The sequence below is a fragment of the Leptospira yanagawae serovar Saopaulo str. Sao Paulo = ATCC 700523 genome (genome assembly GCF_000332475.2).
Taxonomy (GTDB): domain Bacteria; phylum Spirochaetota; class Leptospiria; order Leptospirales; family Leptospiraceae; genus Leptospira_A; species Leptospira_A yanagawae.
Map to the genome: position 1 here is coordinate 999,022 of NZ_AOGX02000015.1, position 26,701 is coordinate 1,025,722.

Genomic DNA, 26,701 nt, shown 5'->3' on the forward strand with positions numbered 1-26,701 from the left:
TTCAATCTCCTAAAATCTTTTGCCACCAGGATTTAGTAACATTGCCACTGTTTGGTTTTCGTGGTTCTGCACTTGGATTCTCTCCACTCAATTCTCTTGGGTCATTTGAGGGAGCAATGGGCATACGGCGTTTCCCAACGTGCGGGCTTGGAACAGTGCGTTTGATTTCCTCCAATTCTTTTTGGGCAGAAGCATTGGACTTAATAAAGGCGCGGATTTCATCCCACTGGGGATCAAAATCATTTCCATACATGGCATAATTCATAAGATCAATACGATCAAAATCGGGCATGTTCAAGATTGAAAGTGATGCCCGCACAAATTCAATCCAATTTTTATTTGGGCACTCCAGAATGAGGGAGGCCAATTCCGAAAATAATAAAGTGAGAGATAGAATCGAGTCCAAGAGACATAAGATCAAAAAAACAAACCAGAACACATCCCCATTGCCCAAAAACGTAATTCCATTTCCGGTCCAACCGAATAAGGAGAAAATTTTCCATTTATGTGAAGATTTGTTTTGCGAACCGAACGAGGGAAAAGAAGCTTAGAGATGATGCAAAAACGATTATTGGCCTTATCTTTGTTTTTCCTTTTGTTCCAAAACTCAATGTGTTTGAAACTTTGGATTGTTTCTTCCAAAATGCGTACGACAGAAGATGCGAGAGACCACAAAACCTACCAAAAAACGAGAAGTTTTCTCAAAGCAAAACAATGGTTGGAATACAAACTTGATCCAGAAGTTTCCAAAATTGAATTTGAAAACCAAGAGACAGGGGAACTCCGGGGGCTTGGTCTCATCAAATGTTACGTTCCTTATGGAATTGGTGAAGTGGACGCCAATGAACATGAATTCGAATACGTGGTAAAGATTCGGGATGGCCACGCGGAGATGCAGATCAATAAAATCTTTTCTTATATCCGGGACCCCAATGATATCATTTTGAATTATGGGCCAAAAAATGAGAAGGTGGCAAAGGTAACGATCAGGTCTTGTTTTCGGCCGTTACTCGATGATTTTTTTGAGTTCATTAAATAACCAAAATTTGGACTAATAACCGAGTGGATTGCCCACTGTGGAACCCGTGGAACCAAAGGTATTGGTTCCTGTAGGGGAATCAGTGAGGCCATAGTAGTTTAAATTTTGTGAACTACCGTTTTGTGTGGATGAGTTTTGCGATGCAGATTGGGAAGAATTGGATTGCGAATTGGCATTCGAATACCCGTCGTCTTTGAGTAGATCCAAAATGTCTTCGGTACTCACCAACTTGATTTCGTTACACGATGAAAATGATACCATTAACAAAATTAAGCCAAACACAAATCTCATAATCACCATTTTGACATCATTCAAAAAAGGATTCAAGCCTTTAATCCAATTTTTAAGGCAGATTACAAGATTGGATAAGAGTAAATTTTCTCTTTTGATTCTCTGCCTTTGAGTTCGAATTCACCTTCTAATTGTAATTGTGACCGAATGGTTCCAGGTAAGAGGTTGGCTGTGTTTTCGGTAATGAGAAGATTTTTTTGTAAACCTTTACAAAGTCCTTCCACTCTAGATGCAGTGTTTACGGTATCACCGATGACTGTAAATTCCATACGATTAGCGGAACCAATGTTCCCAACTAATAAACTTCCCGTATGGATACCTATTCCCATTTTAAGTTCTGTTAATCCTTCACCTAAAAATTGTTGGTTGAGTAAATTTAAATTCTTTTGCATTTCCAATGCTGTTTGGAATGCACGATCTGAATGGTCTATCATTGGCATCGGTGTTCCAAAAACCGCTAATATCGCATCGCCAATGAATTTATTGATGAACCCACCATGGACTTCGATGGCATTACTCATCTCCTGAAAGTAACGGTTTAGTATGTACAATACTTCTTCAGGGGTTCTTTTTTCTGATAGTTTAGTGAAGTCTCGTAAATCAGAAAAAAGGATTGTGGCTTCCACTACTTTTCCACCTAAACTATGTTCGTTGGAAAGTAGGTAATCTCTAATCCTAGGATCAACAATCCTTCCAAATGTGTCTTTAATTCGTTCTCTCTCTGCAAGTCCTTCGGCCATTTCATTGACAGCATCACCAAGTAATCCCAGTTCATCGGAACTAAATATAGTGACTCTCGTATCAAACTTTTGTTCTTTGATGAGTTCCGTTGCAGATTCGATTTCGTTTAATGGATGTTGCAAACTGATGGCAAAGGTAACAGAAAAAAGAAAGGAAAAAAACAACATGATGGCAATTACTTCAAACAATACATCGGTATGGATGAGAGTATGTAATTGAAAAAGGTTCTGGTTTGTCCTTTGTAATAAACCAAAGATCAGTAAAATGATTGGGAATAATGTGGAGGCTGTCCAAAAAATAATTTGTTTTGTGATGATAGAAAATTGTTTTCCCTTTGCATATTTTCCAAGGCCACCCGTCGGAAATACATTCGGAATGATTAATGTTTTGTTTAAAAAATTGGTTGTGGAATAAGAAAATGCAAAAGCAAAAAGACCCCAAAATGCGAATAAAATGGTAACGGTTAGGATACTTTGCGGAGGGGCATCTGGATACAAGGTATCAATTCTAAGAACAGATAAAAAGGTTGAAAGTTCCCAGCCAATGAACCCAAACAAACTTATGATCATTGGGGAATGAACAATTCTGAATCTTGCCCTTTCTTCCGAAATGATGTTACATTTTTCTTTTTTGAAAATGTAATTGGCAACTGGCATACTATAAAATAATAAAATTGCTGTGATGATAGGAAACGGTGCCCAGGTTAACGCGAATAAGGTGAAATCATTTGTGGTGCGTGTTGCTTCAAATAAAACCAAAAACTTTTCAGGTAAAAAGGCAGTACTTGTATAATTGGCAAAAATTAGTGTGAACAAACAGGCAGAAAACGGAACAATGAAGTAGATGCTAAGGAAAGCAAGAAACTGGACCTTTCGATTTTCTTTCATAGGCTTCAAATTGTAATTACCGATTCAAGTTTTTCAAGGTTCTTTTTGTTAATATCCGTTGCACTTGGATGTGTTTGGCATCGGATAAAGGAAAAAATAAAAAGAGTAGGGAACCTAATATAAAGAAAAATCCAACTCCTGGGCCAAAGATCATGGCAAGACGGAACCCCACTTCTTGTGACTGGGTGGTGAGACCGTTTTGGAATCCAATCATATCTAATAAAAAACCAGTGATGGCGATCCCAAAAGCTTGTGAGAACTTAACTCCCATTTTCCAAATACCAAAATAAAGTCCCTCACGTTTTTCACCTGTTTTGAATTCATCATAGTCAACCACATCGGTTAAAATTGAATCCATGATCAAAATGGAACCTGCAAAGATTCCTCCAAAAAATGCTGCAATGAGTGGTGGTCTTAGTTCGCCATAAGGGAACAGCGGATAAACGATCACAGTAAGAAGTCCAAGACCAAAGACACCTAAAAAAGCAGGAATTTTTTTTCCAATTTTTTTCGAAATCCAAACCCAAAACCCAATGGATACCATTAGGACTAGAAAAAAAGGTAATAAGATATTGATGACTACTTGAGATTCTTTTAAACCCAATCGGTATTCATAATAATATAATGCGATCGCAGAATTAAATGTTCTACCGATGGTCGCGATCACAAATGCAAATAACAAAATGAGAAACATTTTGTTTTTGATAACTGATCCAAAGGATTGAAAGAATGGGAGTTGTTTATTTTTATCGGTTTGGATTGTATCTTTTCCTTTTGTGACCCAAAAGGTGATAAATGAGGAAAATAGGATCACAAGGGAAACAATTTCTCCAGCGGTCGTTCTGGATGTGACGATATTTTCCTTTGAACTTTCATCACCTAGCGATTGTAAGATTGCAGCTGGAACTATCATTCCAATGAGCATTCCGATATTACTAAAAAACAATCGCCAGCCAAAGACTGAGGTTCGTTCGTTTCGTTCAAAACTAAGTTCTCCACCGAGTGCAATATGTGGTACAGAAATGATCGTCATCGCTGTGTTCACCAAGAGATACACACAAAGCAAATAAGAAAATTTTCCAATTTGAGAAGAGATGTTGGGCGGCGAAAAGAGTAAAAGTACAGAAATTGCTAAAAGGATTCCTCCCATCAAAATATAGGGACGCCTTCTTCCGAATCGAGAATGGGTATGGTCGGAAATTCTACCCATGAGTGGGTCACTGATGGCATCCCATATCACTGAAATGGAAAGTGCAATTCCTGCTAAACTAGAATTTAGACCAACAATTTCTGTGTAGTATTTTAAAAGATAAATTTGAGTGAAAAGTTGAACAGCTGTTATGCCTGTTTCAGCTAGTCCATATCCCATTTTGACGGGAGTTTTGAGTTTGGTTTGGTTCATTCCTAGTTCCATGTATTGGACGGTTTTTACCAAATAAATTGATAAATAAATTAGAAGTTGGACTGAGAAAGAGATGGAGAATTGAATCCATTCATTTTCTGTTCATTTTGTTTCGTAAGCAATGCGAATGATGGAAATATCGTCGATCACTTGGCCAATGGAATCAATTTCTTGGATCATTTGTTCCAAATTGCCTTTGGTTTTTGCAACTATTTCTAGGAAGTTTTCATCTTCCGATAAAACTTCCCATCCTCCTTCTCTGTTTTTAGAGAGCAAATCGTCCTTTCCATCAGATCCAATAAACAATACATCTTGGGGTTGCAGTTGGAACTCATTCACTTCTTTTGCCGAATTGGCTCCAAGGGTACCTAATTTCCGATAGGATACGGTAGGAAACAAATAGTTTGCTTTTCCGTTTCGAAATAAAACAATCATGGGATGTTCCGCATTGAGGAAAAAAAGTTTACCCGTACCTTCTGCAATCAATCCCAAACTTAAGGAAACTAACATGGTTCCATCGAAAGTTTCAAAAATCAATTGGAGTTCTTGGAAAATGGATTTGAGCCATACATCGGGAGCCAGGTTTTGGAACCTTGCATCCGTTTTGGTTCTTTGGACGATGGATTGAAAAACTGATCCAAAAACCAAAGCACCTCCCGCACCCTGCATCGATTTTCCCATCGCGTCTGCATTGACAAACAAAAGGAATTTTTCATCGTTAAGATGGATGGTATGAGAGATGTTGATATCACCTCCGATTTCATACTTTCTGTTTTTGAATTCAAAAGATTTTTTTTGCCTGAGAAAATGGTCTACTTGGAAGTGTTTGCTTTTGATATCTTTGATGGCAAAAGGGTTTAACAGTTGGTGAATGAGAAAATAATCTCCATCTTGTTGCACTTTCAATTTACTTAAATCCAATAAAGATTGGTTCAATTCATCGGTTCTTAACGTAACTTTTTCTTCCAATCCTTCGTTTAAATCACGAATTTCTTGGTACATGTTTTTTAAGGTTCCAATCACTGAGTTTAAATAAAATGCTTGTTTGGCGAAGTCATCACTCGATCTGGGATTTACGATGACATTAAAATTCCCTTTTGCCAATTCACCTAAAGACCGACTGGTTTCGTTTAATCCCTCATTCACGGACTTTGCAACAACGTAGGAACAAACTATGAGGGGAATGATAAAAATAAAAGAAACTGTAACGATAGGAATCATCGGGTCAGCGACAGCTATTTCACCGGAGGCCAAAGAATATAAAATGTAAGAAAAAATCACAAAGGGGAGTGCCGCCAAACTAAAAAATGCGACAAGAATTCTTGCAAAATAATTAAACTTAGGAATGTCTTTTTCTTGTAGTTCTACATTTTGAAATTGGGGTAAATCAAATAAATTACGAATGGAGTTTTCAGTGATAAAATAATAAGTAACAAAGGAAATGGGTGCAATCATCACAAATGTGAAAATTGCAGATCTTGCAACAGAAGGAGTGTATTCGACTAAATAAAAAAACAACAAACTAATTGGAATTACACCAGATAACCAACGTATCACGATAATGATCGCCTCTACCAATGGGTAACGAAAAAGTAAAATTTTTACAGATTTTGCATAGGCTAAATCTTCTTTAGAAAGGGAAGAAGAGCCAGTGTTTGGAAGTTTCATCCGTTCTATTTTTGCAAATAGATACTTTAAAAGCAAATGCCTGATAAAAGTTCCTAAAAGTCCGATCCCTGTGGCAAATACGAGACATAAGGCTATGAATATTTTCCAATGGTTTGGTTCCATCTTTTGGGTGATAATGGCATAGTAAACAGCAAAGGGAACAGGTACAGTATGCGTAAATGCTTCTAGTTTTAATGTTAGATCCCAAAATAAAGATTTTCTGTTCATGGCTGTAACACGAGATACGATACCAAAGACGATACTATAAGATTGATTTTAAATCAAGAGATTAGGGAATTTTAATCCAAGGATTTGTTTCCATTTTTTTGTTCTGTCCTTTTCTTCCGGATACAAGATTTCCCATTCTGTCAATAATTCCATTGCCCTCTGTACATTGTCTTTTTCTAAATACAGACGAATCAAATGGAATGTGTTTTTTACTGCTTTCGGTTCGCGAAGTCGAATTCGTTCTGCGATTTCAATGGCTTCATCGATTTTTCCAGACTTTCGAAGTAAAACGGAACCTAATTCCATAAAACCAATGTCATATGGATGGCTTTCTATATACACTTGGGCATGTTCAATTGCTTCCGAATATTCTTTTCTTTTGAAATGAAGTTTTGCTAATAATTTATGAAATCGTTTGTTTGTGACCGGTTGGCTTAGGATTTGTTTTTGAAGGGATTCTATTGCTGCATCAACATTGCCCAACTCTACATGTTTTTTTGCAGTTTGGTAGGATTTGGATACTTCTTCGTTAGGGTTATCGTTTTCTTTTCCTTGATAAAAAACTCGAATTAATGATAAGTCATCGGTGATTTCTCCATTTTTAGTAAGAATTTCAAAAATAGAATCTAAAGAACCATTCGCTTTTTCGACATAAGATAAGATTAAATTTTCATCTTGGTTGATTTGTCTTTGGGTTGCTTCACTTTGTTCACTGTATAATAAAATATCATCCCGACCGTCTGACCCACTGATGATGGTATCACCAGGAAACAAACGAAATGTTTTAATGAAAATTCCAGAGTTTAATCCTTTGGTTCCTAACTTTCGATAACTTAGTTCGTTTTCTAGAAAACAAGCCTTTCCGTCCCTATATAAAATTAGCCAGGGGTGTTCTGCATTGATAAAGTATAAAAACCCTGTTTCTTCCTCAATGAGTCCAATCACAAGGGAAACAAGCATGCTACCATCAAATCCTTCAAAAATTTTGTGCATTTCGATGAATGCATTTTTTAACCATCGTTCCGGTGATTGGTTGTAAGTACTTGAAGATAAGTTTGTACGTTCTATAATGGATTGAAAGACGGCACCTAACACAAGTGCTCCACCAGCACCTTGCATGGATTTTCCCATCGCATCTGAGTTCACAAAAACGGAAAATTTTTTCCCTTGCAAAAGGACATTGTGTGCAATGTTTAAATCGCCACCAATTTCGTATTCTTTACCTTTGAATTCAAATTTCTTCTTTTGTTTTAAGAAAAAATCAATGGATATGATTTCACTTTTTACTTGGTTTTTTCCAAGTGGTTTCAGTAGAAGGTGAGTTAAAAAATAGTCCCCATCTTGTTGGAATTTCAATTTTTTAACTTCTTCTAAAGAGTTTTCCAATTCTAATGTTCTTTCCTTAACTTTACTTTCCAAACCAACATTTAAAGTAAAAATCTCAGTGTACATGGTATTGAGTTGTTGGATCACACGGTTCAGGTGAAAGGATTGTTGTCCAAAGTCGTCACCTGAGGAAGGCATGGAGACCACAGAAAAATTTCCTTTGGATAACTCATCTAAAATATGACTAGTTTCGCTTAATCCTTGTCTTACGGCCTTGGCCACCAAATAAGCCACAAACACCAATGGAAAAATAAAGATAATACCGATTATGACAACTTGTAAGGATGGATTTTGAACATTTAAATTTCCATTCGCACTGGAAATAAGCATGTAACCTAAAACCGTAACAGGTAACGCGGCAAGTGCAAAAAAAGAAATGAGTATTCGTTTGAAGTAATCAAATTTGGGAATTTCATTTGGCTCAATGGCAATCGGTCGAATCAATGGAAGTTTGAATAAATTTCGGAATGCATTTTCAGATATGAAATAGTATGCCACAAACGAAATCGGTGGTATCATGATCATATATAAAATGAATGTAGTCCACAAGGTTGGTCTGTACAAATCAAAGAAGGGAGTGACAAGGAATATTAGACCAACACCAACAAACCAACGTAATATAATGATGAATCCCTCATAAAAAGGGTATCGGTATAAAAAAAGTTTTAGTTCTTTTGCTTTTTGATTGGATCCAATCGTATAAGAATCGGTTCTCTTTTCTAATTGTAATGTTTCAAATTGAATCGAAATTTTTTTTAGAATGAGGTATCGCCACAAACATCCTCCGAGAACCATGAAAGTTCCACTTGTAACACAAATAAATAGGAATAACAGCCATTCGCTGGCACTGTATTCTTGTGTGATGGAAGCCAAATAAATCGCAAATGGAACAGGAACTAAATGAGTAAATGCTTCTAAACGAATGGTGAGAGGTAAAAATATAGTTTTAAACATGAAGTATTGAGGAATCCGTAAGTGATTTTATGAAAAATTCGAAATTGTCAAGCCAATGCAGAAGAATCGTTTTTTTGTATGATTCTATTTTGCTTGCTTGTTACGGGCTTTACCTAAATACTTTCCTTCATGTCTCTCAAAATGGAACCGAAAGTGTATGCGTAAGAACCTACCCATCACAAACCACGAAGTAGAATTCCAAGAAGGAATCAAAATCACTTCGAAAACAGACTTAAAAGGCATCATCACGTATGTGAACGAAGACTTCATAAAAATTAGTGGATTTACGCAAGAAGAACTGATTGGGCAACCACACAATCTCATTAGGCACCCTGATATGCCTGGGGAAGCATTCCGAGACCTCTGGGATACAGTCAAATTACAAAATTCATGGGTTGGACTCGTTAAAAATCGGTGCAAAAACGGGGACTATTATTGGGTCGATGCCAATGTTTCTCCCATTTATGAAGATGGGAAACACATCGGGTATATGTCGGTTCGAACGAAGGCAACCAAAAGCCAAATTAAAAATGCGGAAATCCTTTATGCAAAAATGAATTCAGGCAAATGGATCGGACAAGCCCAACCTGGATTGTTATCGAGTCTTTCTTCTTTATCCATTTACTTGATCCAAACGATCGTTAGTTTGTTCATTTTGATTGTTTTTGTTTCTTTTAGTATAACAGACACCAATGTAGTTTCCAAAACATCAGTATTTGGAATTGGTTTCATTATTTTTACGCTCACCTCCATGTTTGGATATTGGAAAATCAAAAAAAACAGACACTCATTTTTGAAAGTAATCGAATACTTAAAAAATTTATACCAAGGTCGTCTGAAATTTGATGTACAATTGGAAAATGGAGGGGATTACGCAGAAGTTTTACAACTCATCAAAAAAACACAATTTGAGTTTCGGGGAATGATTTCACAACTCATTGGTAATGCTGAAATTGTGAAAACACAAATCAAAGGCCTGACAAAAGCTGTTGAACACATCCATGTAGCCTTTAACGAGTTGTCTCTTGCCATGCATTCACTTTCAGATTCGAGCAATGTGACAAGAGAGAGTTCTGAATCTATTTTTCACCAAATGGATGCTCTTAATCACCTAATTCTAAGTATACGATCTGAATCCAAAGCGGTCAAATTGGAATCAACACATGCCCATCAAATTGCCATGGAAGGAAAAAACCGATCTGATACAGCCATGACCCAATTTTTTAAAGCAAAAAATCAGATTTTTAAAACTTCAGAATCCATCAAAGATTTGGGAGAAAAAACTAAAGCTATTCGCAAAATCACGGAAACCATCGCCGCCATTTCTGAAAAAACCAACTTACTCTCGTTAAATGCATCCATCGAATCCGCAAGGGCTGGCGATGCCGGCAAAGGTTTTGCAGTTGTTGCAGGTGAAGTTGGACTTCTTGCGGAACAATCAAAAAAATCTGCCAAAGAGATTTCCGTATTCATCAATGAACTGACAACGAAGATTTTACAAACTGTTACTGATATAGAAGAAGGTTTATCTGAAGTGGAACTTGGATCAAGGGAATTTGAAACCGTTCAAGTAGAGATGGAAAAAATCCTTAGTAACTCGGAAGTTACAAAAGCGAGTTCAGAAAAGATCAGTGGTTCAACAGAAGGAACGGAAGAAAAATCATCTAGTGTTTTGAAGAATATGGAGAATATCCAAAATCAATTGACCCATACTTCATCCATTGTGGAAGAATTATCTGCCGCTGCAAGCGAACAAAAACAAACAGTGGCTGCGATCGAGGAATCCATTTCGAATTTGGATCAGGTTGCGGATAGACTTGATTCAGTTGCCTTTCGGTTTCAGTTTTAATCGGAATCAAAAGTAAACGTAAGGATCATTTGATGACGACACCGAACCCAGAACCAAAATCGAAAATGAGTTTTCATTTGGAGACTTCGAGATTGGATACGCACTTTAGTCTTTCCTGTTGTAAGTCAGCAGAAATTCAATTCGATACAGACATGCATGGAAATCCCAATGCTTTTAACCCTGCAGAACTTTTACTTTTACTCTTCCTCTTTCCAACCTACTGAATAAATCACAGCAGTAGAAATGGTAAACAGTGAATAATAAGCAACCCAAACCCATACGAGTTGTGTAGGAGCAAAGTTTGTTAAGGACAAGGTCCATAACATCGGTGATACGAATCCAATAATGGAAACTAAGATACCCACAAGAAAACCACCGACAAGGCCTTGTGGTAAGGATTCTTTCATCAGTGCGTAAAGAAATCCAAAAGCGAGTGTAAATGTTAAGTCGCTGAACACAGGTCCTAACCAAAAAACATCTGTTATGGGAACAAACATCGATTTCAATGTTGGATCAAAGTAAAACTTTGCAAAAAACAACATACGAAGAGGGATGGATACTGCTTCCCAAAACGAAAAGGCAAGAAGGAACCGGACTAAAATCCGATTCCATTTTTCTGTATTCAGCGAGCTCACTGGATTACTTTCCTAAGATGAACACAAAGTTCGTCGTAGCCGATCCACCAATGTTGAGCATAAGACCGTTCTTTGCTCCTTTCACTTGGTAATCACCTGCAGTATTTGTGACTTGTTTGTAAAGGTCGAGCATCATACGAACACCAGATGCACCCACAGGGTGACCCACTCCAATAAGCCCTCCGGATGGATTGATTGGTTTTTTACCACCGAAATCAATCGTTCCTTCTTCAATTGCAATGTGTTCTTTTCCTGGTTCTGAGATTCCAAAAGCAGAAATCGCAGCATACTCAGAAGAAGTAAAACAGTCATGTGTCTCAAACACATCAATGTTTTTCACGTCTAGGTCAGCACGTTTGTAAGCATCTTTTACCGTTTGGCGAGTCCATGGAAGGATGTATTTGTCTCCAACGGATTCTTGTTTTTTTGCTTCAAAGGTAATTGGTGCCACTCGGTGACCCCATCCTTTTACACGAGGGATGTCATCGATTTTACGACCAGTTTTTTTAGCGTATTCTTTCGTGTAGTCTTTAGAAGCAAGGATGGTCACGGCAGCACCGTCTGTTACTTGTGAACAGTCAGTGATACAAAGCCTTCCACCAACCGCCATATTGTTTGCACCACCACGAGCCATCGCATGTTCTTTGTTCATGAACCATGTGCGAGTTTGTGCTTTTGGGTTACGTTTTGCGTTTGCGTAGTTGATACGAGAAATTTCTGCAAGAGCATCCATAAATCGTTCTTCTTTGAGTTCGTATCTTTCTAAGATTACATCTGCCAGTTTTCCGAAAAGTTTAGGGAAAGGAAATTGTACTCCTTTCGCTTCTTTATCGTAATACGCAGCCGTTCCAAGGAAGTCACCACCCACAGAAGAAGAAACAGTTTTCATCACTTCCACACCAAGTACAATCGCTAGATCGTAATCTTCTGCGCGGATATGTGTGATGGCAGCATCAAGGGCAACGGAACCAGATGCACAAGCTGCTTCGTAACGAGCTCCAGGCACTCCAAAAAGAGCAGGGTTTACTTCTGTTAAAAAAGCACCTAAATGTCCTTGGTTCGCATATTGTTCTGCATCAAAGTTACCAACAAAGACAGCAACGCGGTTTTCTTTGTTCAATCGTTTGATTTCATCATAACTAATGCCAACTTTTTCAAGAGCATCATCTAATACTTCACGCATCATGGACATGAAGGTTTTTCCTTCCTTTGTCCAGTTCCTTTGGAAGTCGGTTTGTTCTCCGCCTAATACGAATACTTTTTCACTCATATGATACTCCTAATTAACCTTTGAAGAGAGACCTTGCATCAAGTTTGTCGCCGAGTTCGTAGAACTTTTTGCCTTCTTTTGCATCTTTTAAAAGTTTTGGAACTGGTATTTTAGACGCTTCCATAAGCTTAATTGTTTCCTTTGGTCCACCAAGGAAATCGACAAATGCAGAAGCAGGAACCCAGTTAAAACCAAATCCCATCGCACCATCAGTGTTTTCTTTTGTATCCACAACTTCTCCTACGAGAGAGAGCGAATAACTGATGTAACGTGAAATGAAGTAACGAGCGATTTCAGCTTCAAAACCGGATGCGTTTTTCACAACGTCCATAGCACCCTTGTAGTCAGAGTCTTTGATTTTTTGGCGCGCTTCTTTGATAAAAGGAATATCAAATTTTGGATACGGATCGTAATCACCTGTTTTGATATTGTATACAAACTTCTCACGTTTTCCGTCAGGATGTTTCACAACTTTTGTGAGACCACCACCAGATTTCATACCAAGTTTACCAGCATCGATTAACTTTTGGAAGTAACCAGGAAGTTTGAATGTTTCGTGAGCTTCGTCTTTTGTATTGTCGTAGATATTGTCTACGATCGCTTTGTGAACATCTAGTCCCACGAAGTCAGCAGTAGCAAGTGGTCCCATCGCACGTCCAGTGTAACCTGACATGATTTCGTCCATAAGGGCGATTCCACCTTTGTCAGCATACTTTTCTGCAAAGTGAGCCACTTCGTTCATCAACTGAAACCCAATTCGGTTTCCAGCAAAAGCAGGAGTGTCGTTTGTATAAACCACAGCTCGGCCGAGTACTTTTTCTAAGTATTCACCTAACGCTTGTGTAACTTTTTTATCATTTCCTGAGTGAGTTACGAGTTCACAAAGGATCATTTTATAAGGAGGGTTAAAAAAATGGGTTCCGTAGTAATGTTTTTGGCCATCTTCGTCGTAAGCTTTTGCCAAACGACCGATCGAAAGTCCAGAAGACACAGTGGAAACGATGGTTCCAGGACGGCGAGCCTTTGCGATACGAGTATTGATCGGTTCTTTGACTTCGTAACTTTCCGCCACGAGTTCGAATACCCAATCTGACTCTGCGACAGCTTTTTCCAGATCCGCATCGTAGGAACCAGGGATCATTCTTGCGCGAATTGTATCCGTTTTGACGGATGCGACAGCGGCTTCGATACCCTGTTTTGCTTTTTCAACATCTCTAGCGAGCATATGGACTTTAGCACCACCGAAGGCAGCAATGACGCCCGCACTTCCAGAACCCATGGCTCCGTTGGCACCTAAAATCGTGACAGTTTTGATTTCTCTCATGAAGGAATTTCCGAATCTAATTTTTACTTACCGTTCTAGAAAGCCGAGGTGACAGGAAAATCGTTTTTTTTTGTCAGATTTGTTACAAAAGAGGGTCGAAGGGCGCGGGCACGCGGGTACACTTTCCCCGCCCGATTTGAGGGTGGGGAACTAGACCCACCGCCCAATGTGTTCCCTTTACCACAACCTACTTTTTTTGGCACGCCCATTCCCAAAACCCAAGATTTTCTTTCCGATAAGTTCGCCATTTGGCCATTAGGGCACCCAGGCGGGCTCTCTCCGGGGTCCGCTCACGCTCCCGTCTTCGGCTAGGCCACAGCCGCCGAAGACCAAGCCCTACGGATCCCTGGTGCGAGGGAGATTCGTATTTTCAATTCTGACTTTCTTAAGTAAGATTGAAATGGTTCTTCGGTATTTGTTACAGAAAATAATAAGTGTTAAGTGACAATTCTCTTGACCTAACATGCGTATTTCTACATCTTGATCGGATGAAATTGGAAGATATAAACTCACGCAATTGGATTACCCTCATTTCAATATTATGTTTAGGAATACTTGTAAATTGTGTTTCCTTTGTAAAATATGAAAATCCAAATTTAAAAAATACAGCAATCCCCGAGATATTAGAAAAGAAGACTATCTTAATAAAGTATTTTGGCGATTATTATGAAAATGGCAAAATTGCAAAATTTCCGCAGGCCATACCAACTTTAAATGAAAAAATGGAGGGGATTTTAAAAGATTCAAATTTGTTCAAGAATGTCACAACTAATGATAAAGAATCTGTCGATCTTATCATGATTGTCGAAACAAATATGGATGATAAAAGTAGCAAAATTTTGGCTGGTGTTTCAGGGGCAACTTTTCTCGTTTTTCCATTATTTATCAATTTAGAACTTAACATGAAAGTTTCGTTACTTGATTCAAATTATAAATTATTGGCCATAAACGAAGAACGTTATGCAAACAATTCCATCCTTGGATGGATCGTTCTTCCTATATCTCCATTTTTCTTCACTCCCATTGTGGAAACAAGGGCGTATCGAAATGTCATTTACTCATCACTAAATAATTGGAAAGCAAAAGGAATCATCAAATGAATTTTAGGAATATTGTCACATCTGTTGTTTTATTAACCTTTTTTTCTTGTGCCGAATTGCCTCCTTTACAAAAAAAGGATTCAAAAATAGAATTAATCAATCAAACTTTGGAGTTGGTTGAACCTGGAACTTCTTTCGATGCCTATAATAAAGGATACAACCATGTCGGATCGCGCGCAATCATAAGGAAAGGTTTGATTGAATATGGTTTATTTAAGTCTGTTGTCAATTTTAAGGGAGATCTTCAACTTCGTGTTGTAAATAGTGAAAAAGACGAAATACAGGAAATCAATTTTTCAAACATACGCCATAAGTTAAAGTTAACCTTTATCATATTAAAAGACAAAAAAGAGATTTATAAAAAAGATTTCATTGCTGATGAAGTTGCAACTGGGTCAGAAAAATTCATGGGTATAGAAAGAATTCGTTATGCAACTGAAAAAGCCACTTATCGATGTTTGGAACAATTTTTGGAAGACATTTCCAGACAAAAACTTTGAGATCATCAAAATTTGATCAGAAGATAAGTGTAACTGGCAAAACAAAATCCAAGCGCCACTTGCACTGAATTTATTGAAGTGTCGGTAGGAGCGGAAATCCTTTCGCAGGCGCGAAAGATTGGAGCGGATGACGCGGTCGTTCATCGATCGTAGCTTCTTCTTCGATAGATTACGAGGCGCCCAAATAGAAAATAAAAATCTCTGATTTGGGCTTTGTTTCGGAATCTGAGACTTTTATTTTTCTTGGAGTTCGCGTTCCAAAAATTCTACGAATTCAATTTGTCGATTGATGAAGGTTAGGTTGTATCTGCTTTCATAAAAAAGTAAAGCACTTGCTACAAATAAACAAACTCCACCTAGGATGGCGACAATGGTTGCGAGCCAAGTTTGGTTTTTTGCAAACGCAAGTGTAAATGCCAAAGTCAAACTGGAAATGATAAATAATGATGTCGCTAAATACAAAAATGCCATCGATCGTTGGATAAGGACAGCTCTCTTTTTTTGAACTGAAAGTTGGTGGCGCATATAAACCAATCTTTCCTTTTGATAATTCTTTTTGCCATCTAACAAAAGTTCAACTTCTGATTTTAAAAGATTTACTCTGTCAAAAATTCTTCCAAGCCGATTGGCTGTAGAAAAAATCAAACTGGCGCAGGCGGAAACAAGGACGGCAGGAGTGATCATGCCAGAAAGGATTTCGGAACTTGTAAAGGAATCGAACATAGGAATAAATTCAGACAGATCTTAGGATTTGAAAGGAAAAAAAACTAATGAAGGATGGAAGATGAAAAAATATATTGTGATTCCAAGTTTGTAAACTTTATGTTTCCATCCAATAAGTTTCGAATTCATCTAATTTCCTAAATCGTTTCACAATTTCAAAGTCTCGTTCTGCTTCAAAGTATTGTCGGGATAGGTAATGTAACCATTGTTTGATGCGTCCGCCACGACTTGTTGTATCCATATCCAATTCCAACTTCTCCCAATAATTACGCAAAATTCCTTTGGTATCATTCCAAGAATGTGGATCTTGTTGTTTTTTTCGGATCATCAGGGCAAGAGAAGGGTTGGCAACAGCACCACGTCCAATCATAATGTTTTCACATCCAGAAATTTCCATACACCGAATGGCATCTGTTACAGTCCAAATTTCTCCATTCGCTACAACAGGTATTTTTACGGTTTCGATAATTTTATGGATCCATTCCCAATAGGCAGGTGGTTTGTATCCGTCGGTTTTTGTTCTGGCATGAACCACAATTTCATTGGCACCACCATCTTCCAATGCTTTGGCACAAACAAGCGCCTGTTCCGTGGAATCAAATCCTAATCGCATTTTTGCTGTGACAGGGATATGGGAAGGAACTGCACTTCTTACAGCCTTCACAATCGAAAACATAAGGTCTGGTTCTTTTAATAGTGCAGCACCACCACGATTCCGGTTTACTGTTGGCGCAGGGCATCCAAAATTTAAATCAATTCCATAAGCGCCAAGGGATGCTACCATACTCGCATTTTCAGCCATACAATTGATATCGGAGCCTAACAATTGTACTTTGACAGGAATTCCAGCCATTGTTCGGGAGTTTTGGTGTAATTCCGGCACAAAACGATAAATTCGATGTGCAGGAAGTAGGGTATCATTCACTCGAATGAATTCACTCACACATTCGTCATAACCACCTATCTTTGTAAGTGTATCACGAAGTCTGTAGTCGAGAAGTCCTTCCATGGGAGCAAGTAAGATACGCATAAATATTGTAAGGCCTAACGCATCAAAATTTCATAATGATCAGAATCGGCACCATCTCCATAGTTATTTTTACGATTCGTTTGGATACAATTTGTAAAAACGTTGAACCTAGGGGATTGAATGGAAGGAAACCCACTCATTCCATTCATGTCAAATGGTTTACTGGATCAAATTCTCTCGCTCAAAAGAAAAATGGATTGTTTCGTTTGGGACAAACAGATACATTTCGAAACGACCTATGAAACCCTTTTCAAAATTTTTCCTAGTATCCTTTATTTTAATTTTTGTCAATTTCTGTTTTACAAAGGAAGTAATCATTCCAAAAGACAATTTATATCTTGTGGTAGCTCCTCCAGTATATGCAGATGCTTTCGAAACAAATTCGTATCTTTTCCCTGTTTTCTCAGAAATCAAAAATCGACCTGATACCAAGGGAAAAGTATATTATACAATTTTAAAAGACAAAGAACAAAAACGTATCTTACGATCTATCGCTATTTTGGTTGACGACCACTCTTTAAAATTAAAACCAGAAGAATACCTTCACTATCCAGTATATTATGCAAACTCTACTTCTAAAAGTTTTCGAGTTTGGCACCATTATAACATGACGTATGACATTCGCCGAGCAGCTGATAACTCTCCTGTCTATGTTCCCGTTTATACATCTGCCAGTGTAGCTTCATTTGCCGCGTTTGGTGTTTTTTATGTAGCTTCAACAGGAACTGCATTCCTTTTGGGACTCGGAAAAGGAACATATGAATTTACAGAAGACATTATGGAAGGAATTTCGATCAACCAAGAAGAGGTAGTATTAGCATATAACGATTATACTTATGATGAACAAGGTCGCATGACAAAAATTACAACGTATTTACCTTATCGTTCCATTTCAAAATCGGTGATTCCTTTATATGATAGAGAAGGTAAAAAACAAATTGGGCAAGTATACCCGACTAGCAAACCGATACTGGTTTCTCAAATGGACTTCCAATACATCAAAGGAAATCAAAATCCTAAATCAGTGAATTTTATAGAATACTTACCTAAAAAAAATCAAAAGTTGGTTCGTTTGCCAATAAAAGGAAATGAGGAAAATTAAAGTGAACTTTTGCTTAAATCAATTGATTTCTATATTGATTCCAGCAGTCACTTTATACTTTATATGCTTTAGTATTTCACCTTTGTCCGCTAAAACATGGCCTGATTTAGAAAGGGAACAAGAAGTCAAAATTTATGGTAGCGAACGCAGTGCAAAATTCAAAGCAAGTAATATCTTTTATGATATAGAAGATTGGAATGAACATTATTCGGTTCGAGCTTTGGGAATTTATCGATACTACGACTATCCACTCTCAAAATCCAAAACAATTTTTCCCTTTTACTACCACATCCAAAGTAAAAAAGACAATCGTGAATACAAACGTATCATCAATGTGAATGTAACTAAAGAAAATGATTCGGTTCAAAAATCATTTTTTCCATTTGTGTTTTGGGGAAACAGACCAAATCATTCTTATTTCATTACAATTCCTTTTTTCTTTCAAAACAAATCTGAGGATGGGAGCAGTTTTGGTTTTCCCATTTTACCACTTGTTTATTACAATCATAAGGAAAAAATAAGTGATTCAAGTTATCATTACACAAGATTCCTTACATTCTTTCATTATGAAACAAATGACAAAAGAGGATTAACAGATTTATCGTTCACGCCTTTGTTTTATTATTCAAAAGAAAACTATTTGTTTTTGCCATTGTTATTGTATTACCAGAATTTTCGTGAGACAACTCATGAATATTGGCTTGGACCTCTATATTATTCCAAAGACAAATTAAAAGAAGAGCGATTATTTGTATTTTTCCCGTTAGTTGGAAGTTATGTTTCACCTAAAAAAGAAATTGATTTTGTTTTCCCTGTGTATTTGAACATAAAAGATTCTGAAGAAGATTATCATATTAATTTGTTTTGGTATACCAAAGTTCATAATGCAAATGTCAATCTTGCAACCAATGATGGAAATGTTTATCTCGATTATGACTTTGGATTATTTTACAATTTAGTCGGAATCTCAAAACGAAGTAAAATTTTATTAGGAAATTCACAGAAACGAAATGATATAGCTAGTCCTACAAAACCAGAATTAAAGAAAAAAAGAGAATTCAATCGTGAAAATAGTGATCAATTCTCTGGATACCAATTATTGTTTGGAATTTTTTCATATGAAAAGGCGGACACTAAAAAACATATACGGTTATTGCCCTTTGCGTGGTTCACTTGGGATGAGTCTTCAGAGGATAAAGTTGTTTTAGTTCCACCTTTTTTCCCAATATGGCTAAGTTATGTTTCGGATGATTTGGAGTATAAAATTATATTTCCACTATATGGAAAACAAAAAGATAAAACTTCTGAGATTCATTCTTACTTGATCAATGGTTATATCAAAGAAAAATACGAACTGAACAATCGAGTGGAAAGGTCTTATCTATGGCCTTTCGTAAATGTTTACGAGTCGGATATTGATTCTGGACACAGGGTTTTACCGTTTTATGTGTATAATCAAACCAGAAATGATAAAAGTTCCAAAACTAATACCTACACATTAATTTCAATTTATAAAAGATTATCGAATACTAATGTTGAAGCAAAAGAGTTTTTGATATGGCCAGTTTGGATTTCGTATGATTCCTATTTGTATAAAAATCAAGATGCAAAAACTACCTTTTGGTTTACCCCATTTTTTTATCGAAGAGTCAGCGATTCAAGTTCTAGAACGAATTTGTTTTGGTTCATCGATTGGGAATTTGAATCATATAAACCCATCCTTTCAAAAAATCAAAACGAAACAAATCCACCAGTCACAAAAACAACTTTGTCTCACTTTCTCATATTCCCTTTTTATTATTCGGAATCTAGTTTTTCAATTTTACCAGTTTCCTTCAATCATTGGAGTAATGAAGAATTCACAACCTTCACATTGTTAAATTATTATCATTCAAAGAAAGAAGGACATTATTACAATTTTTTATATTTGGTAGAGTCTGAAAATTCCACTACCAATTACCAATTCAGAAGTGTATGGGACTATTTGTTCAGTTTCCAGAAAAAACCAAAAGAAATCGAACGACTTACTTTACTATGGTTGGGATATGACAACACAAGTTATAAAAAAAAGATCAATTTTTTTCCTTTGGTTCGCACAACGGTATCCGAAGAAGAAAATTCTAAATTATATGGTCCATTTATTTATTACCAATCGAATTCACCGGACGAAATGACGGAATTAGCTTTGGCGGGAATTGGATATTACCATAATCAAACAAAATCAGACAAACAATATTCCACTTATATTTTGTTAGGTGCAATTTACCAAGAGAAAACGGAATTAGAAAGGGGATTTGTCAAACGAGGAAGTTTATGGGGTTGGTTATGGGAATACCAAACGGAAGATAATGGTTATGAAAAATTTTCAATATTAAAATTGTTTTCTTATTCGAAAGAAACAGATGGGACAAAGAAGATATTAGGAATTAGTATATAATCCAAAGGAGAACCATTCAAACTTAGGTTTCATTTATTAGAATTTTTTTACCGGGGAAGGTCTTCTTAAAAAATACATTGTAATTTTTAACAGGATTAGCAAATTTCGGTGATATGAATCGTAAAATCCTGATCCTGCTTGCCTTCACTTTGTTATTCGCTTCTAATTGTCGCAAAAAAACAGAAGAAATCCTTTTACCTGAAAAAATCTACGTGATTCCATTTGTAAATAATACTGTCTCCGTCTATCATTCTTTAGATACTTTGGAACGAGTGAGCGCCTTTGAAAAAGACAAATATTGGGTTGTCAGTGGGATTTTGAAATTAGTGCCTAAAAATCAAGGTGATAAGGTGATTTCATTTTTATTTGGCGATTGTGATTCTCGATTCAAATGTTCTGATGGAAAATTTTATATTAAATTGAATTCAATCCATTATAATTCAGACGCTGGACTGGATGTTGCTATGAGTTTGGCAGCACCATATTCACCAGTGTACATTGCGAAAAAAGACCAAGTTGATTCCATAATCGAAGGCATCCAGTATTACAACCAACCATCGTCAGAATACCCTGCAAAAGGTTTAAACAGTTCATTTGTCGATCATGTACTTGAAATCACCAAATCTCTAGAAAAACAAGATAGAAGTGAATTTTTAATCCCATTTTATGTCCTACAGAAAATGATCGTTACCAAAGGAAATGTGAATTTTCCTGAATTTGATGGTTCTAATTATAAAATATCCTCCACATTACAGTCAATTTTGGATGCAAAAACAAGTGGAAGTTTATCATCGTTTGTTTTCCCAACTCCCTTATCTGACAAACAATTTAAAGTATTAGAGGAGTTAGTTGAGGAAACTCGTAAAGAACGTATCTTCAATTTAATGAATGTAGAAAAATCATGGCAAACCATTCAAAAAGAATTTAAAGAATTGGTGAAGGTACCTGATACAAAACAAAAAGTATTAGAATCAATTTTAAAAACTGCAGAATACAAAGTAATCGGTCGTGAAGGGATCACACAAATCAATGGTCTTGATCCTAAACAAGAAAATGGGGTCAAATTCCAGAAAAATAAAACTACAGGAAATTTAGAAATTGTTTCCAGTAATACTGCACTCAATACATTTGAAGTTTCGCAATCGGAAATCCTGCCGAATACAGAAGACTCGGTGAAACTTCGATTGACTAGTCCCACTGGAGAAGAATTAATTCTGGAATCGATTGGGATTCCTAAAGCCTTCAAAGGTGCTGAGACACTAAAGGAATATATAAAAACCATTCCGAAGACCATCGACGAAATTTTATCCAATGGAAATACGATACAAAAGTCTGCAATGGATGCAGCACTTCGATTTGGGGTAGGGAAATTTGATCGCGAATCAGGGAAATATATATACGAAATCCAAAATGTGAATGTGGTATTGGCATTATTTAAAAACAATTCTGTATTTAATGCGAGTGATAGTGAATGTTCGCAGGAAGTTTCAAGTCGGTTTGGGGATATAATCATTACAAAGTATTATCAAAAATATGATAAAGCTACGAAAGTACAAACCTTGTTCCTGAATTATGAGATTGAAGGATGTGCAAGGGAATGTAACACCTATCCTTATCCAGATAACTTGTGTTTTACTACTGGTGATAGTCTTATTGTCAAATTTAATCCAAGTGATTTAGAAGTTTCAGAAGGAGTTGGTATTAATTTTAGCGCAGCAAAGTCGGAATATTGTAACTATCCATTTGCAAACCACGAATAGTTTTTGTTTCGAAATAACGTTTTTGTTTTCGCAATATTACTGATTTTTAATTCATTCAGTTGTAGCGAATCCGAAATACTCAAACCGATGTCCAATGGCAAATCTCCTTTGGATATCGGATCCATTCGATGGAATTCCTCAAAGGATTGTGAACGTTGCCACAAATCCATCTATCAAAATCATCAAAAATCTGCACATGCAAACTCTTGGAAAGATCCCATCTTTTTAGTAGCATTTCAAAAAGAACCAAGGCAATGGTGTTTGAATTGCCATGCACCCCTCCATTCTTTTGATTCCAAATTTGACTTCAAAACACTTTCTTATGATCAATCTTCCAATGAAATTTGGACCGAAGGAGTAAATTGTGCAGTTTGCCATGTGAGAGGAGATAAAATATTTGGAAAACATACCCGAAACGATATTAAAGACCATCAAGTATTAGAAGATAAGTCATTTTCCAACAACTCTCTCTGCAAAAATTGCCACCAATTTAATTTTCCTGATAAACATTTTCCAAAAATAGAATATACGAATGTAGTTATGCAAGGGACGGGTTCGGAATCAGAAACAATTTTTTCCAATCTTTCTGGTTCCAATTTATGTGTAAATTGCCACCTCAAATTGGACCACCAATTGAATGGAACTGTGTTTGATTTTGATTGGATGGAAGATTGGAAGGTTTCTGTTTCAACGGAAGGAATCGGAAAAGAATCCATTGTGAATTTGATTTTAAAATACCCAAAAATGGGTCATAAATTTCCCACAGGTGATTTGTTTCGTTCACTTGTCTTTCGGGTGTATGACCGAAATCAAAATATTTTAGTAGAAGATCGATTTGAAAAAAGAATGAGAATTTTGGATTTATATGAAGTTCGTGATACTCGGTTATCTCCATATGCAAATACAGAAATTTCAAAATCGTATTGGATCAAACAGGATCCATTTGTTTGTGAATTGTGACCTGCTCCCCAAAAACTGCACCGATATTTAAGTTAGTTTTCTCCGATATTAAGGAGAGAGCATTATGGCAAGAAAGAAGATAGAAGAAAGCGAGATTTTTCGGATATTAAAGGAAGCAGAAACAGGTATTCCAATCAAGGAACTTTCACGAAAATACGGAATCACTGAACAAACATTTTATCGCTGGCGTAACAAGTATGGAGGAATGGAGCTTAGCGAAATCAAGAAGATGAAGGCACTCGAGCAGGACTAGAGGCGTTCAAATCTCAAAAGATTGGTAGCTGACATGGCTCTCGAAATCCAAGCAATTAAGAATGTTTTTGGGAAAAAAGTTTTGAGCAGATCAACGAAGGAGAGAGCAGTTGATCTGCTAGTTGAAGAGGGACTTTCTCTAAACAGAAGCCTAGATGTTGTTCTTCTTCCTAAATCAAGTTATTATTATCAGCCGAAAGCTATTGATGAAGAGACAATGAACGAAATTCGAAGACTTGCTTTTCGATGGAAACGGGAAGGCTATCGACGAATTTACCGAAGGTTAAGAAGGTCGGGTAGGACAATCAATCATAAGAAAGTATATCGACTATATTGCTTAGAAGGGCTTAAAATAAGGACAAAACCGAAGCGAAAGAAAAGAAATGCATCATCACAGCAACTACCATTGCCTAAGAATTCAAACGAAGTTTGGTCAATGGACTTTGTTTTCGAACGGACGATTGATGGAAGAAAGCAAAGAATTTTAACAGGTATTGATCATTTAACAAGAGAGAATACCATACTTCAGGCAGAGTTTACTTTTTCGTCAGAAAAGTTGATCAGATATTTAAACACCCTCGAAAGACTTCCAAGAGCATTTGTTTTGGATAATGGAACAGAATTTACATCCAAAGACTTCCAGAAATGGGCAGAAGATAAGGGGATAGAAATTCACTTTATTGAAAAAGGAAAACCAACACAAAATGCATTTATAGAAAGTTTCAATGGTAAACTTAGAGATGAGTGTTTGAATCTACACTACTTTAAAAATCAAAGAGAGTTAACCGATGCTTTGCGAATTTTCCAAAAGGAATACAACGACGAGCGTCTTCACTCTTCATTGAATTACTTGACTCCTTCAGAGTTTAAGCGATCTTATGGTTGAAATGTTTAGAGAAAACTAACTTATCCATTGGTACTGAAAATGGGGGCAGGTCACATTTACAATTTCCAATTGAACATGAATTAAAAAACAAGTTACAGTATAACCAATTACATCGTCCTATTTTTCGGGACAAATGTTCCGTGAAATGAACCAAAAATAGTTTGACAACATATATCTAATAGATATAGCTGATAATTATATCTGGTAGATATAATTATGGAAAACAAAAACAAATCGATATTAATTGTATTAGGTCACCCGAACCTTAACTCCTATTGTGCCAAACTTGCTGAAACCTATTCGGAAGCCGCAAGAATTTCAGGTTACGATGTCAATTTATTAAAGTTAAAAGATCTTAAGTTTGATTATAATTTGAATTTTGGATACGATAAGACTGTCAAACAAGAGTTAGAACCAGATATCCTACTGAGCCAATCCTTAATTCAAAAAGCAGACCATCTTGTTTTTGTTTACCCTAGTTGGTGGGCAAGTATGCCTGCGTTATTAAAAGCTTGGATTGATCGTGTATTTTTACCTGGTTTTGCGTTTGCTTATCAAAAACATTCTCCCTTTCCTAAACAATTTTTAAAAGGAAAAACTGCAAGAATCATCATCACGATGGATGCTCCCACTTGGTATTATAAATGGTTTAATCGAAGCCCAGGTGTTCAGTTACTCAAACATGGAACTTTGGAGTTTTGTGGAGTTGGTAAAGTGAAAGTCACCTATTTAGATCAAATCCGTTTTAAGAATGAAGTGCAATTAAAAAAGTTCATCGAAATTATCAAACAATTGGGTATAAAGGGAAATTAATATGGAAGGTTTTTTTGAAAATGCAATTGAGTTTAAAAAAAATGGTAAGTATTTAAAATTCAACAATCATTCGATTTTTTACAATAGTGTTGGTGAAGGTGAAACATTATTATTGTTACACGGTTATCCATTTAATAGTTATGATTGGAATTGGTTGTTGAATGATTTATCAAAAAAATACCAAGTTATCTATTTTGATTTTTTGGGCATGGGGTTTTCAGATAAACCAAAAGAACATCAATATTCATTTGAAGAATATGTGGAGATTTTAAAAGAAGTTATTAAAGTATATCAATTAAGGTCAATAAGAATTTTGGCACATGATTTGGCTGTCAGTGTTGTACAAGAATTGATTGCATCAGAAGAAACACTGGATTTTAGAATTTTATCAGTGGCTTTTATGAATGGTGGATTGTTTACAGATGTTTATAAACCTCGTTTGATCCAAAGGTTGTTATCACAATCTCCCAATTGGATGGGAAAATGGATAAGTAAAAAGATGTCGAGAAGTGCAGTGGAATCATCGATACATCGAGTTTTTGGCCCACAAACACAACCCAATGTAGATTTATTGGAAAATTATTGGAATATACTCAATTACAAAGATGGAAAACAAATTGCATATTTGATTGGTCGATTGGTATTTGATAAAGTGAAGTACCAAACACGATGGATCAATGCTTTAAAAAATACAAAAATTCCTTTTTGTTATATATGTGGTCCATTTGATCCAAATTCTGGAACTCATATGGCCGAAAGATTCCAAATCGAATATCCAAATCGGAAAGTTTATTTTTTATCAAATCTAATCGGGCATTGGCCTCAGGTAGAATCTCCATTAGAAGTATTGTCAGCATACCAACTTTTTTTGAAAGATATAGAACATAATAAATGAAACGAGAAAGTAAAACTCAGTATGCCCTTTTAGGGATTTTGGCCCAATGTGAAATGAATGGGTATGAAATCAGAAAATACATTGAATCGACAATTAGTTTTTTCTGGAGTGAAAGTTTTGGTCAAATTTATCCAACACTTTCAAAGTTAGAAAAAGATGGATTGATTCGCGAATGGGAAAAAACAGATTCAAACGGTAAGAAAAAAAAAGTATTTAAAGTCACAAGGAGTGGATTGGAAGAATTTAGAAAATGGATGGATTCTTCACCCATCCAATCCAACAAACGAAACGAACTTTTATTCAAAGTATTTTTTGGAAGGCATATGAATCCAAAACTTCTAGTAGAACAATTAGAAGGTGAAATACAAAAACAAAAAGCCGATTTAAAAAGTTTAAAACAGTTCCAGAAAGAATTGAAGACTGATTGGGAAAATCACCCTGATAATGAATATTGGAATTTTACCTTAGAGTTTGCAGAAAAACAAACAATGTTGAATTTGGATTGGATCGAAAAAGTCAAATCGAAAATCAAAGAAAAAAAATAAAAATCAAAAATACGGATGGTTATT

At 36.3% G+C, this 26,701-nt stretch carries 24 protein-coding genes and 1 pseudogene; 14 read left to right on the forward strand and 11 right to left on the reverse strand.

Going from position 1 to position 26,701, the window contains the following annotated elements; translation table 11 throughout:
- Window position 1 precedes the first annotated feature (1 nt).
- Entirely contained in the window at window positions 2-292 is a 291-nt protein-coding gene (locus LEP1GSC202_RS08450; RefSeq protein ID WP_015677345.1) for a hypothetical protein, read from the reverse strand.
- Window positions 293-553: 261 nt separating this feature from the next.
- On the opposite strand from LEP1GSC202_RS08450, the gene LEP1GSC202_RS08460 reads away from it, so the two are divergent.
- Window positions 554-1,039 carry a DUF4468 domain-containing protein gene (locus LEP1GSC202_RS08460; RefSeq protein ID WP_039928410.1) on the forward strand — a complete coding sequence of 162 codons (486 nt, stop codon included), beginning with the start codon at window positions 554-556 and terminating at the stop codon, window positions 1,037-1,039.
- A 12-nt stretch (window positions 1,040-1,051) separates the two neighbouring features.
- Here LEP1GSC202_RS08460 and LEP1GSC202_RS08465 read toward each other — a convergent pair whose 3' ends face one another.
- The 5 genes from LEP1GSC202_RS08465 to LEP1GSC202_RS08485 all read right to left on the reverse strand — a co-directional run bounded on the left by LEP1GSC202_RS08465 (window position 1,052) and on the right by LEP1GSC202_RS08485 (window position 8,596).
- On the reverse strand, window positions 1,052-1,330 hold the full coding sequence (locus tag LEP1GSC202_RS08465; RefSeq protein WP_244147672.1) for a hypothetical protein: 279 nt from the start codon (window positions 1,328-1,330) through the stop codon (window positions 1,052-1,054).
- Between the two features lie 62 nt (window positions 1,331-1,392).
- Window positions 1,393-2,958, reverse strand: coding sequence for an adenylate/guanylate cyclase domain-containing protein (locus LEP1GSC202_RS08470; protein ID WP_015677068.1), 1,566 nt, complete (start codon window positions 2,956-2,958; stop codon window positions 1,393-1,395).
- A 16-nt stretch (window positions 2,959-2,974) separates the two neighbouring features.
- The gene (locus LEP1GSC202_RS08475; protein WP_015677330.1) at window positions 2,975-4,360 is read right to left on the reverse strand and encodes an MFS transporter; all 1,386 of its coding nucleotides are present in this window, start codon (window positions 4,358-4,360) and stop codon (window positions 2,975-2,977) included.
- A 102-nt stretch (window positions 4,361-4,462) separates the two neighbouring features.
- Window positions 4,463-6,256 carry a SpoIIE family protein phosphatase gene (locus LEP1GSC202_RS08480; protein WP_015676745.1) on the reverse strand — a complete coding sequence of 598 codons (1,794 nt, stop codon included), beginning with the start codon at window positions 6,254-6,256 and terminating at the stop codon, window positions 4,463-4,465.
- Between the two features lie 48 nt (window positions 6,257-6,304).
- The gene (locus tag LEP1GSC202_RS08485; protein ID WP_015676967.1) at window positions 6,305-8,596 is read right to left on the reverse strand and encodes a PP2C family protein-serine/threonine phosphatase; all 2,292 of its coding nucleotides are present in this window, start codon (window positions 8,594-8,596) and stop codon (window positions 6,305-6,307) included.
- A gap of 157 nt (window positions 8,597-8,753) precedes the next feature.
- Here LEP1GSC202_RS08485 and LEP1GSC202_RS08490 point away from each other — a divergent pair, with 157 nt between their 5' ends.
- A complete protein-coding gene (locus LEP1GSC202_RS08490) occupies window positions 8,754-10,445 on the forward strand; it encodes a methyl-accepting chemotaxis protein (RefSeq protein ID WP_015677621.1) in 1,692 nt (563 codons plus the stop codon).
- A 197-nt stretch (window positions 10,446-10,642) separates the two neighbouring features.
- Here the strand turns inward: LEP1GSC202_RS08490 and LEP1GSC202_RS08500 are convergent, their stop codons facing one another.
- Genes LEP1GSC202_RS08500 through LEP1GSC202_RS08510 form a run of 3 tightly spaced genes read right to left on the reverse strand, consistent with a single transcriptional unit; the run spans window position 10,643 to window position 13,674 of the window.
- On the reverse strand, window positions 10,643-11,080 hold the full coding sequence (locus tag LEP1GSC202_RS08500) for a hypothetical protein (RefSeq protein ID WP_015676909.1): 438 nt from the start codon (window positions 11,078-11,080) through the stop codon (window positions 10,643-10,645).
- A 4-nt stretch (window positions 11,081-11,084) separates the two neighbouring features.
- On the reverse strand, window positions 11,085-12,350 hold the full coding sequence (locus LEP1GSC202_RS08505; RefSeq protein WP_015676506.1) for an acetyl-CoA acetyltransferase: 1,266 nt from the start codon (window positions 12,348-12,350) through the stop codon (window positions 11,085-11,087).
- Between the two features lie 13 nt (window positions 12,351-12,363).
- Window positions 12,364-13,674: a 3-hydroxyacyl-CoA dehydrogenase NAD-binding domain-containing protein gene (locus LEP1GSC202_RS08510; protein WP_015677250.1), complete on the reverse strand. Its 1,311-nt coding sequence runs from the start codon at window positions 13,672-13,674 to the stop codon at window positions 12,364-12,366.
- Between the two features lie 488 nt (window positions 13,675-14,162).
- On the opposite strand from LEP1GSC202_RS08510, the gene LEP1GSC202_RS08520 reads away from it, so the two are divergent.
- Window positions 14,163-14,774, forward strand: a complete 612-nt coding sequence (locus tag LEP1GSC202_RS08520; RefSeq protein WP_015677392.1) for a hypothetical protein — start codon at window positions 14,163-14,165, stop codon at window positions 14,772-14,774.
- A complete protein-coding gene (locus LEP1GSC202_RS08525) occupies window positions 14,771-15,274 on the forward strand; it encodes a hypothetical protein (protein WP_015676828.1) in 504 nt (167 codons plus the stop codon). Before LEP1GSC202_RS08520 ends, LEP1GSC202_RS08525 begins: the two co-directional genes overlap by 4 nt.
- 234 nt (window positions 15,275-15,508) lie before the next feature.
- Here LEP1GSC202_RS08525 and LEP1GSC202_RS08530 read toward each other — a convergent pair whose 3' ends face one another.
- Window positions 15,509-15,997 carry a DUF2721 domain-containing protein gene (locus LEP1GSC202_RS08530; RefSeq protein WP_015677362.1) on the reverse strand — a complete coding sequence of 163 codons (489 nt, stop codon included), beginning with the start codon at window positions 15,995-15,997 and terminating at the stop codon, window positions 15,509-15,511.
- Between the two features lie 97 nt (window positions 15,998-16,094).
- On the reverse strand, window positions 16,095-17,027 hold the full coding sequence (locus LEP1GSC202_RS08535) for a tRNA dihydrouridine synthase (protein ID WP_015676781.1): 933 nt from the start codon (window positions 17,025-17,027) through the stop codon (window positions 16,095-16,097).
- Between the two features lie 35 nt (window positions 17,028-17,062).
- Between LEP1GSC202_RS08535 and LEP1GSC202_RS08540 the strand changes: the two genes are divergently transcribed.
- The 10 genes and pseudogenes from LEP1GSC202_RS08540 (at window position 17,063) to LEP1GSC202_RS08585 (ending at window position 26,677) form a co-directional block, all read left to right on the forward strand.
- The gene (locus LEP1GSC202_RS08540) at window positions 17,063-17,269 is read left to right on the forward strand and encodes a hypothetical protein (RefSeq protein WP_039928418.1); all 207 of its coding nucleotides are present in this window, start codon (window positions 17,063-17,065) and stop codon (window positions 17,267-17,269) included.
- Complete coding sequence (locus tag LEP1GSC202_RS08545; RefSeq protein ID WP_015677242.1) at window positions 17,266-18,129, forward strand: hypothetical protein; 864 nt, start codon at window positions 17,266-17,268, stop codon at window positions 18,127-18,129. Before LEP1GSC202_RS08540 ends, LEP1GSC202_RS08545 begins: the two co-directional genes overlap by 4 nt.
- Window positions 18,116-20,566, forward strand: coding sequence for an LA_1737 family protein (locus tag LEP1GSC202_RS08550; protein ID WP_051125303.1), 2,451 nt, complete (start codon window positions 18,116-18,118; stop codon window positions 20,564-20,566). Before LEP1GSC202_RS08545 ends, LEP1GSC202_RS08550 begins: the two co-directional genes overlap by 14 nt.
- A gap of 113 nt (window positions 20,567-20,679) precedes the next feature.
- Window positions 20,680-22,326: a hypothetical protein gene (locus tag LEP1GSC202_RS08555; RefSeq protein ID WP_015677113.1), complete on the forward strand. Its 1,647-nt coding sequence runs from the start codon at window positions 20,680-20,682 to the stop codon at window positions 22,324-22,326.
- 87 nt (window positions 22,327-22,413) lie between these two features.
- The gene (locus LEP1GSC202_RS08560; RefSeq protein ID WP_015676487.1) at window positions 22,414-23,286 is read left to right on the forward strand and encodes a multiheme c-type cytochrome; all 873 of its coding nucleotides are present in this window, start codon (window positions 22,414-22,416) and stop codon (window positions 23,284-23,286) included.
- A 64-nt stretch (window positions 23,287-23,350) separates the two neighbouring features.
- Window positions 23,351-23,539 carry a transposase gene (locus tag LEP1GSC202_RS08565; protein ID WP_015677111.1) on the forward strand — a complete coding sequence of 63 codons (189 nt, stop codon included), beginning with the start codon at window positions 23,351-23,353 and terminating at the stop codon, window positions 23,537-23,539.
- A gap of 18 nt (window positions 23,540-23,557) precedes the next feature.
- Window positions 23,558-24,424 (forward strand): annotated as a pseudogene (locus tag LEP1GSC202_RS08570) (IS3 family transposase); the annotation flags it as partial.
- Between the two features lie 216 nt (window positions 24,425-24,640).
- Window positions 24,641-25,237 (forward strand): NAD(P)H-dependent oxidoreductase, encoded by a 597-nt coding sequence (locus tag LEP1GSC202_RS08575; protein ID WP_015676815.1) that lies wholly within the window; start codon window positions 24,641-24,643, stop codon window positions 25,235-25,237.
- A 1-nt stretch (window position 25,238) separates the two neighbouring features.
- Complete coding sequence (locus LEP1GSC202_RS08580) at window positions 25,239-26,132, forward strand: alpha/beta fold hydrolase (RefSeq protein WP_015676561.1); 894 nt, start codon at window positions 25,239-25,241, stop codon at window positions 26,130-26,132.
- Window positions 26,129-26,677: a PadR family transcriptional regulator gene (locus LEP1GSC202_RS08585; RefSeq protein WP_015677290.1), complete on the forward strand. Its 549-nt coding sequence runs from the start codon at window positions 26,129-26,131 to the stop codon at window positions 26,675-26,677. The genes LEP1GSC202_RS08580 and LEP1GSC202_RS08585 overlap by 4 nt, the downstream gene beginning before the upstream one ends.
- The last annotated feature ends 24 nt before the right edge of the window (window positions 26,678-26,701 follow it).